General features: G+C 63.8%; 12 protein-coding genes. 8 read left to right on the top strand and 4 right to left on the bottom strand.

The annotated features are described in order from the left end of the window. Positions 1-290: 290 nt before the first annotated feature. The 3 genes from Q319_RS0121625 to Q319_RS0121615 all read left to right on the top strand — a co-directional run bounded on the left by Q319_RS0121625 (position 291) and on the right by Q319_RS0121615 (position 2,036). Positions 291-674: a hypothetical protein gene (locus Q319_RS0121625; protein ID WP_029484489.1), complete on the top strand. Its 384-nt coding sequence runs from the start codon at positions 291-293 to the stop codon at positions 672-674. Positions 675-891: 217 nt separating this feature from the next. Next, positions 892-1,308: a hypothetical protein gene (locus Q319_RS0121620; RefSeq protein WP_029484488.1), complete on the top strand. Its 417-nt coding sequence runs from the start codon at positions 892-894 to the stop codon at positions 1,306-1,308. Positions 1,309-1,505: 197 nt separating this feature from the next. Then, positions 1,506-2,036, top strand: coding sequence for a hypothetical protein (locus Q319_RS0121615; RefSeq protein WP_029484487.1), 531 nt, complete (start codon positions 1,506-1,508; stop codon positions 2,034-2,036). 413 nt (positions 2,037-2,449) lie between these two features. On the opposite strand, the gene Q319_RS27590 is transcribed toward Q319_RS0121615, so the two are convergent. After that, positions 2,450-2,620 (bottom strand): hypothetical protein, encoded by a 171-nt coding sequence (locus tag Q319_RS27590; RefSeq protein WP_156039530.1) that lies wholly within the window; start codon positions 2,618-2,620, stop codon positions 2,450-2,452. Between the two features lie 208 nt (positions 2,621-2,828). Between Q319_RS27590 and Q319_RS0121605 the strand changes: the two genes are divergently transcribed. The 5 genes from Q319_RS0121605 (at position 2,829) to Q319_RS28845 (ending at position 6,446) form a co-directional block, all read left to right on the top strand. Beyond that, entirely contained in the window at positions 2,829-3,752 is a 924-nt protein-coding gene (locus Q319_RS0121605; RefSeq protein ID WP_245619432.1) for a DUF305 domain-containing protein, read from the top strand. Between the two features lie 64 nt (positions 3,753-3,816). Beyond that, entirely contained in the window at positions 3,817-4,503 is a 687-nt protein-coding gene (locus tag Q319_RS0121600; protein ID WP_029484485.1) for a winged helix-turn-helix domain-containing protein, read from the top strand. Further along, a complete protein-coding gene (locus tag Q319_RS0121595; protein WP_029484484.1) occupies positions 4,500-5,588 on the top strand; it encodes a sensor histidine kinase in 1,089 nt (362 codons plus the stop codon). The genes Q319_RS0121600 and Q319_RS0121595 overlap by 4 nt, the downstream gene beginning before the upstream one ends. Before the next feature lie 105 nt (positions 5,589-5,693). Then, on the top strand, positions 5,694-6,002 hold the full coding sequence (locus tag Q319_RS28850) for a ZIP family metal transporter (RefSeq protein WP_245619431.1): 309 nt from the start codon (positions 5,694-5,696) through the stop codon (positions 6,000-6,002). 36 nt (positions 6,003-6,038) lie between these two features. Further along, positions 6,039-6,446 carry a ZIP family metal transporter gene (locus tag Q319_RS28845; RefSeq protein ID WP_245619430.1) on the top strand — a complete coding sequence of 136 codons (408 nt, stop codon included), beginning with the start codon at positions 6,039-6,041 and terminating at the stop codon, positions 6,444-6,446. A gap of 204 nt (positions 6,447-6,650) precedes the next feature. Here Q319_RS28845 and Q319_RS0121585 read toward each other — a convergent pair whose 3' ends face one another. The 3 genes from Q319_RS0121585 to Q319_RS26575 form a co-directional block, all read right to left on the bottom strand. Then, positions 6,651-7,169 (bottom strand): DUF305 domain-containing protein, encoded by a 519-nt coding sequence (locus tag Q319_RS0121585; RefSeq protein ID WP_211252404.1) that lies wholly within the window; start codon positions 7,167-7,169, stop codon positions 6,651-6,653. Positions 7,170-7,242: 73 nt separating this feature from the next. After that, positions 7,243-7,680 (bottom strand): four-helix bundle copper-binding protein, encoded by a 438-nt coding sequence (locus tag Q319_RS0121580; RefSeq protein ID WP_029484482.1) that lies wholly within the window; start codon positions 7,678-7,680, stop codon positions 7,243-7,245. Between the two features lie 102 nt (positions 7,681-7,782). Further along, positions 7,783-8,077: transposase (locus Q319_RS26575; RefSeq protein ID WP_211252403.1), on the bottom strand; the 295-nt coding region annotated here is incomplete at its 5' end.

The raw sequence follows: 8,077 nt of genomic DNA, 5'->3' as shown, positions 1-8,077 counted from the left end.
AGCCAGATGTCTGCTGGCTTTTTCCTTGCGACATCCCGCTTCCGAATGGGGGGGGGTCTACATCATTCTGCCAGGGTCACCTGCCCGCGCCGTACTTACTTCTCCCGATGTGTTTTGAACTGGAAACGCGCACCCTGGGGACATCAGCCCAGCGCTGAGATCAGGCAGGAGCCGGGCACCCGGCTCCCCAGGTCTGCGGCATCGTTCACCCGTCTCTCTTCACGCCGTCCCTGGTTCCGTCTGGAACGAGAGGCGCGGCGGCAGGTCTGCCCTGCACAGGAGAACGCATCATGCCTACAGTCCACCCGTTGGCCCGCCGCCTGTCCGTCGCGCTACTCACCCTGGGGCTGCTGGGCGCACCCGGGGCGCTGGGGAGACAGGCTGCCCCCGCTGAGACCCTCGGTAACCAGTTGACCGCCATGTCCGCAACGGGGCTGAAGCTCGCCGAGTGCGAGCAGCGCATGCAGGCCCTGGGGACCATGCTGAGCCAGGCAGGGTACGTCTCCAGGCGTTCGCACCTGGGCGCGGACGCCGTCATGACTGGGGTGTGGTACCACCCGCAGCGCCAGACCACCGTCGTGGCGTTCTCGGGATGGCAGGCGGCGGACAACGCGTTCTCGGCAGCGGAGATGGACGGCCAGGTGCGCTGGAACGAACTCCTGGCCACGCCTTGATCCCGGTGAAGCCGGGGTCAGCGGAGCCAGGAGCCGGCGCAGAGGTGTTCGCCTGGACTGGAGGTCCCTGCACCCCGCTGTCTCCAACCAAGCGGTGGACGTCATGCCCCGCAAGGCCCGGCACACAGACGCGCCACCGCCTCCCTGGATCGTCAACGTCCGCTGTCTGTCTCCCCACCTTTCCCCGCACTCTTTCTACCTGTCAAGGAGAACCGCCATGAAAAAGATGTTGTGCGTCCTGCTGACCCTGACCGCCCTGAATGCAATGAATATGGGCGTCGCAGCGACGATGCCACTGGCCACGGTGGTGGCCAATTCCAGAACGGGAGACGGTCTGGGCTACGATCACCTGAGCACCGAATGCGCCTGGCAGGGCGTCGCGCTGCCCGCTGAAGTGATGATGGCGCTGGGTGATGCCCGGACGATGGTGCTGACGGTGGGAGACCTGCCGGGCAATGTCACTGTCAGTCTGCGCCCTTCGCACGCTGCGGGCGTCATCGGTCTGAAAGTCTCGCGCAGCGTCAAGACCCAGGCCGTGCGCCAGATGGGCACCCTGACCCTGAGCAATCTCGCCACGGGGTACAGCTACGCCGTGCAGGCGATGATCATCGGACAGGAACGGTCTGAAAAGTAACCTTCTGATCACTCACCCCTCTCTCCGGGTTCAGGAGAGAGGGTTTTGGTGAATTCTTGAGTGCGAATGCGATTCTGACGGCTGCTCTGTCCGCCTTGCCCTGCACCAGCCCGGCGTCGGCGGCGCCGGTGCCCGACCCGTCGAAAGCCAGTGCTTTCGGCGGATGGCCTGCCACGCAGGTCCACAGGAGATCACCCATGAACACCCGCGCCATTGCTGCGGCCCTTACCCTGAGCGCGCTCACCGCCTGTGGAACCACCGAACTTGCAGTTCAGCCGGCTCCCTCTGCCCTGAGCGCCCTGGGCGTCAAGAACATCCAGATCTCGGGGACCGCGGTCTTCGTGAACGCGCCAACTTGCCCGACGCAGCCTGCCGGCTATAGCGGCTTTACGGACTACCCGCCGCTGCTTCTGAGTGGCAGCTTGCAAGGCTGCTGGTACACGGAGATCGACTCTTTCAAGACGACACCGAGCGGTATCTATCTGGAAACCGGCCGGGAGGTCTTCGTCGGCCGCCTGAATGGCGGGCCCGTCGGCGTGTTCACGACAACCTACAAATTCGAGGGTAAGTTCGCTCCGGACGGCACGGAAATCTTTGGACGTTGCCAGCACCCCCTGGTGGCGGGCAGCGGAACCGGGGGCTTCGCCGGTGCCACCGGACGTCTCGACTTCAAGGACATCGTGGCTGACGGAAGCTACGTCTACCGGGGTCACATCAGCACGAGGTGAACGACAGGCTCACCCTGAGCTGATGGGGTGGCACGACGTGCGGCCTTGAGAAGGCATGGCCCCCACCCGCCAGCGGCGCGCTGCGGCCTTCAACCGGGTCAAGACACTTCGCCCGGGCACCATCGATCTGTAGCAGGAAAATCTACAATTGGATGGTGCACCCCACCGTGCGCAGAAGACGCGACCCGGTGACTTCCTGGCCTGGCAACGCGTTCAGGCCACCGGGGGAGTCAGGGCGAGAACCTGTCGCCAAGAACGATGACATTCTCAGCTGCGCAAGCCCCACTGACATGCTGCGCTATGCAACAGAAAAAGCCCCTGCTACACGCAGGGGCCAATGACATGCTGGCTTGAGATTCACAGCCAGCATGTCACCACCCGCCGGGGGCATCCACATCTGCGCTGCACTCAGCCTAGATCTCGCTGGCAACAACCAGCGTGTCAGGCCCAGCCTCTTCCCCGAACAGGTAAAAGCAGATTTCAAAGGTTTTGACGTAGCACGGAGGCTGGTCCAGCATGGCTCCGCTGACCTTCAGGGTTCTGGAGGTGGTGGTCCATCCCCGTTCCAGGAAATGTTGCTCCATGCGCTGGGCGTCGTACTCCGGGGTGAATTTTCACAGGTGATGGTGTTGAAACATCAGGATATGGGGTCACGTGATCCCAATGATGCCGCAGCCGGGCTGTGATTTCAGGCGTACGTGCGGACGCAATCCCGGTACACGCGGCGTGGGGCGGACGCGGCGCCGCTGCATCACGGTTGTCGCCTGGGTAAGTTGGCGGGGCGAGAGCATCATGGCAATTCCTAAGAGGGGAGACAATTTTTTGGGAGTGAGCTTGCTGGAGGCCGGGTGCCACGTCACGTTCGGGCAGTATGCCGCAGCCTGGCGGCTGCCCGTGCCGCATCACCGATGTGCAGTACACCTGGAAGATCGGCCTTGGTGCCTGGCGCTCCAGACGGCCTTGCTGCTCGGAGGCAGATGTGGTTCGGCGATGGGCCTCCAGACGGGAGAGGACAGGAATCCACGGCATCAAGGTTGCGGCTTTCCCAGGCCGGGCGCTTTACAGGAACTTAACACCGTGTCAGTAGCCTTGCTGGCAGAGGTAGACGACATGAAAAAGACACTCGCAGTAGCATTCACCATCACCACCCTGGGTACCCTCGCCTTTGCACAGAAGGGCATGAACCACGGCGGCATGGATCACGGCCAGATGGGCATGGGCAGCGGCATGCAGGTATCCGACATGATGGGCATGATGGGCGGCCTGGACAAGCTGAGCGGCAAGGCCTTCGACCGGTCCTTCCTGTCGATGATGATTCCCCACCATCAGGCAGCAGTCGAGATGAGCCGCGAGATCCTGAAGACCACCAAGAACGCGCAGGTCAAGACCTGGGCCACCACCATCATCAAAGACCAGAACACCGAGATTGCCCAGATGAATACCCTGCTCAAAAGCTATGGCGGCGTGGACAGCAAGATGGCCGCGGGCATGAAAGGCATGATGACGGGCATGGTGGGGGATATTCGGAAATCCGGGCCCACCGACAAGGACAGGGCTTTCGTCAAGGGGATGGTGCCCCACCATGGCAGCGCCCTGATGATGGCGAACATGGCCCTGATGCAGTCGCAGAACAAAGACATCCTGAAACTGTCGCGTGACATCGCCCGGGCGCAGGCGCAGGAAATCTACGATTTCCAGCTGTGGCTGCTGAAGTAAGCTGACCCAAGCCTGGACGGACATCCTCAGGGGTGTTCGTCTCTTTCTCCACGAGGTCTGTCCCTTGCCCAATGTCCTGATCGTCGACGATGACCCCGCCATCCTCGAAATCCTGCACGCCTACTTGAGCGGCGAGGGGTACGAGGTCTGGCAGGCATCCGACGGCCACCAGGCCCGTGAATGGCTGCCACGTGCAGACCTGGCGATTCTGGACTGGATGCTGCCCGGCGTCAGCGGTCTGGACCTGGCCCGCGAGGCCCGGGCGGCGGGCCTTGACCTTCCCCTGCTGATGCTGACTGCACGCGGCGAGGAGGAGGACAAGCTCCGCAGCCTGGACCTGGGCGTGGACGACTACGTGGTCAAGCCGTTCAGTCCGCGCGAGGTCATGGCCCGGGTGCGCGCCCTGCTGCGGCGCGCAGGGGTCCGTCACGAGATCCGCAGCGGCGAACTGGAGCTGGACCTGCGCACCCGCCGCGCCACCCTGGCGGGCCAGCCGCTGGAGCTGTCCAAGCTGGAATATGACCTGCTGGGCACCTTCGCCCAGCATCCGGGGCTGGTCTGGACCCGCGAACGCCTGCTGGAGCGGGTCTGGGGCCACGATTTTCCCAGCACCGCGCGGGTGGTGGACGTGCATGTCACGGCGCTGCGCCGCAAGCTGGGCGACGACGCCGAGGCGCCCCGCTATATCGAGACCGTGCGTGGGGTGGGCTACCGCTTCATGGAGGCCGAGGAGGGAGGTGAGATCGTCTGAAGCTGTATGCCCGTCTGTTCCTGTCTCACCTGCTGGTGATCTGCGTTGCGCTGGGCGCGGTGCTGCTGATCAGCGAGACCCTGGCCTCGGCGTTCATTCGCCACCACGTCGAGCAGATGATCACGTTGATCGGCCCGGACGGCGCGTCCCTGCGCCCAGATCTGGAACGCGGCGTGCGCAGCACCCTGAATGCAGCGCTGCTGGCCTCACTGCCGCTGGCCCTGGTGGTGGCTGCGCTGACCGCGCTGTTCTCAGCGCGGCGGGTAGTGAAATCGGTGGAACTGCTGCGCGACGGCAGCCACGCCATCGCCACAGGAAATTATGAGCGCAGGTTGCCGGAAGAAGGCCGGGATGAACTGACCGATGTGGCTCGGCACTTCAACCGGATGGCCGCCGCGCTCCAGCAGGTGGAACAGGGCCGGGTGGAGCTGATCTCCAACGTGGCCCATGAAGTGCGGACGCCGCTGTCGGCGCTGCGCGGCTACGCCGAGGCCATGAAGGACGGCGTGATGGCCCCAGAAGCCGTCTCGGGTGCCATCCTGCGCGAGACAGCGGCGATGGAACGGCTGGCCCAGGACCTGAGTGTGGTGTCGCGGGTGGAAGCCGGCGCGGTGGAGTTGCATTCCAGCGACTTTGCGCCCAGCGCCCTGTTACTGGACGCTTACGAGCGCTTTGCCGGAGCCTACGAGGAACGCGGTGTGGCGCTGGTTCGGGCTGGAGCCACAGGGCTGCCCCTGATCACGGCGGACTTCGAGCGGGCCTCGCAGATTCTCGCGAACCTGCTGGGCAACGCCCTGCGGCACACGCCACGCGGGGGCCACGTCACCCTGGGCGCCGAGCACCGGGGTGGCGACGTGCTGTTTACGGTGATGGACACAGGGGGGGGAATTCCCCCAGAACACCTGGACCGGATCTTTGAGCGCTTTTACCGCGTTGACCCAGCGCGTACACGCGGCGACGGCAGCGGGGTGGGGCTGACCATCGCGCGGGGTCTGGCCGCCCGCATGGGCGGCAGTCTGACGGTGAGTTCAAGTCCGCAGGGCAGCGTCTTTACGCTGACTCTACTGGTGACGCATGTCCATTAAAAGACTTCCAGCCCGGAGACCTTCTCCTGGGCCGGACAGGAGAAGGCCAAGAAAAGAACAGCGTGATCTGATCCGCCTGCCCCTGGCCTTCTCTAGCGTCGGGCCATGATCGCCCTGAGCCAGATCCTGCTGCTCACGCTGATTCCAGTGTTGGCCACCATTCTGGGCGGCGTGGTGGCGAGTTTCCGCCCGCCCAGTCCGCGCGTCCGCAGCTTCGTGCAGCATCTGGCGGCTGGTGTCGTCTTTGCCGCTGTGGCCGGGGAACTGCTGCCTGAGATCACGGCGGGTGGACAGGTGCTGGGCGTGGTGATCGGCTTCGTGCTGGGCGTGGGCGTGATGCTGGCCGTGTGGGCGCTGGTCGAGCGGCTGGCTCCCGAAGAGGCTGAAGCGGCAACGGAGGAGGCTGACGGCTAGGCCACACCGCGCGCCGCCACCGGGCTGCTGGCGGCGGTGGGCATCGACATTCTGATCGACGGCCTCCTGATCGGCGTGGGCTTCGCCGCGGGTGAGCGGGTGGGCACGCTGCTGGTGGTGGCACTGACCCTGGAACTGTTGTTCCTGGGGCTGTCGGTGGCGGCGAGCCTGGGACAACGTGGAGTGTCCAGGAGACAGAGCATCCTGACCGTGAGCGGCCTGAGCCTGCTGGTGATCGTGGGGGCCACGCTGGGCGGCACCCTGCTTCAGGGTCTGTCGGGGCTGGGGCTGGAAATCGTGCTGTCGTTCGGCGCGGCGGCGCTGCTGTACCTGGTGACCGAAGAACTGCTGGTGGAGGCCCACGAGGTCAAGGAAACGCCGTGGATCACCAGCGCGTTTTTCCTGGGCTTTATCGCTCTGTACCTGATTGAACTGCTGGCGTGAAGGGATTCGGTGACCGCCGAGCGATGTGCGCTAATGCCTGAGGTGTTGAACTCCGAATCCCCACTGTGGTGAGTGCCCTGACACCTGGGCGTGCTTTCCTGGTCTGGCTCTGAACTGGGCAAAGAGCTGACACAGGCAGGGTGGCTGCGGAAAGGAGATGGGCGGTAATCCGCCCATCATGACTGCGGAAGGGACCTGGGTGATTTACTCTTTCCCTTCCAGGTCCGCGATCAGCGCCTTCATCTCGGCAATTTCCCGGCGCTGGGCTTCGATGATGCCGTCGGCCAGTTCGCGCACGCGGGGGTCCTCGATGTTGGCCCGTTCACTGGTCAGGATGGCGATGGAGTGGTGCGGAATCATGGCCTTCATCCACGCCACGTCCCCCACCGTGGCCTGTGAACGGACCAGCCACAGCGCCCCGGCAAACACCGCGATGCTGCCCAGCACGATGCCCAAATTCACCCGACTGTTCTTGTACATGTTCAGCATGTAGCCGAGCATGATCACGGCCATCACCGCGCCCATATACAGCGCCATCCACATGCGGGTCTGGCTGTAGTACACGTGGTCAAGCTGGGAGGTGTTCAGGTACATCAGGCCGTACATGATCACGGTGGACGTGGCGATCATGGCCGCAAAGCGGCCATAACTGCCGCCCATCTTGGTCATCGGTTTTTTGCCGGAATCTTGAGACGCAGGCGGACGGTTCATGGATTCGTTCATAGCGGACTCCTTGACAGGAAAAACCGCCTACCAGCGCATGTTCTCTGGCAGGCGGCGGTGAACTTCTTGGGGTTCAGGCGCTCAGGCCGTCCAGCAGCTTATGGCACGCCTGCTCACAGCGGCGGCAGGACTCGGCGCAGATGGCGCAGTGCTTCATGTCCATCTTCTCGGCGTGGCCCTGGCACTCATCGCCGCAGGCTTTGCAGGCGGCCAGACACGCCTGAAGCTGGGCGCGGATCACGGCCATTTCGGGTTGGGTCTGGCGCACCAGCACGCGTCCAGTGGTGGTGCAGATGTCGGCGCAGTCCAGGTTGAGACGGATGCAGTGGGTCAGGTGCCCAGCATGTTCGGTCTCGCCCAGACAGGCGTCGGCGCAGGACGTGCAGACCTGCGCGCACTCGAAGCAGGCTTCGATGCACCCGGTCAGGGCGGCCAGATCGAAGGGTGATTTGTCGATCTGCGGGTGGGTCTGCAGCATGCTGGAAAGGGCGGAACTGGCATTCTGGGTCATGGGAGTACCTCCGGGGGAAGAGGGCGGGGAGTGGCTATACCTGGAACGTTCGCTTCCCATCGTGCGGTGCGGCGTGTTAAGCCCCTGTAATACGAATTCCGATTAATTTGTGCAGAGCGGCCACCAGTGAAATAAGGTGTGTTGGGTGATCAGGTCAGGCTGAGTTTCAAGCCAGGCACATTGGCGGCCCAGCACATCCTGAAGCTCATCTAGAGAATCAAAACAGCGGTTCGCAAGTGGTCTGTCGGTCAAATTCCACGCCCGTTCCACGGGTTGCAGTTCTGGTGAATAGGGCGGGAGCGTGATGGTTTCAATGCCTGGGGGATGTCCCTCCACAGGAGGGACATGGAAGCCCGCGCCATCTTCGACCAGCAACACATGATGATCTGGACCCGCG

This window comes from Deinococcus marmoris DSM 12784, assembly GCF_000701405.1.
Taxonomy (GTDB): Bacteria; Deinococcota; Deinococci; order Deinococcales; family Deinococcaceae; genus Deinococcus; species Deinococcus marmoris.
Note: the sequence above shows the minus strand (reverse complement) of the source record. Positions and strands in the feature narration are given on the sequence as shown.

Excerpts from the sequence above, each read along its gene's own strand:
- Q319_RS0121585 (WP_211252404.1), bottom strand. The coding sequence starts at position 7,169 with ATGAACGAATCCATGAACCGTCCGCCTGCGTCTCAAGATTCCGGCAAA.
- Q319_RS0121620 (WP_029484488.1), top strand. The coding sequence starts at position 892 with ATGAAAAAGATGTTGTGCGTCCTGCTGACCCTGACCGCCCTGAATGCA.
- Q319_RS0121605 (WP_245619432.1), top strand. The coding sequence starts at position 2,829 with ATGGCAATTCCTAAGAGGGGAGACAATTTTTTGGGAGTGAGCTTGCTG.
- Q319_RS28850 (WP_245619431.1), top strand. The coding sequence starts at position 5,694 with ATGATCGCCCTGAGCCAGATCCTGCTGCTCACGCTGATTCCAGTGTTG.
- Q319_RS0121615 (WP_029484487.1), top strand. The coding sequence starts at position 1,506 with ATGAACACCCGCGCCATTGCTGCGGCCCTTACCCTGAGCGCGCTCACC.
- Q319_RS0121580 (WP_029484482.1), bottom strand. The coding sequence starts at position 7,680 with ATGACCCAGAATGCCAGTTCCGCCCTTTCCAGCATGCTGCAGACCCAC.
- Q319_RS0121625 (WP_029484489.1), top strand. The coding sequence starts at position 291 with ATGCCTACAGTCCACCCGTTGGCCCGCCGCCTGTCCGTCGCGCTACTC.
- Q319_RS27590 (WP_156039530.1), bottom strand. The coding sequence starts at position 2,620 with ATGGAGCAACATTTCCTGGAACGGGGATGGACCACCACCTCCAGAACC.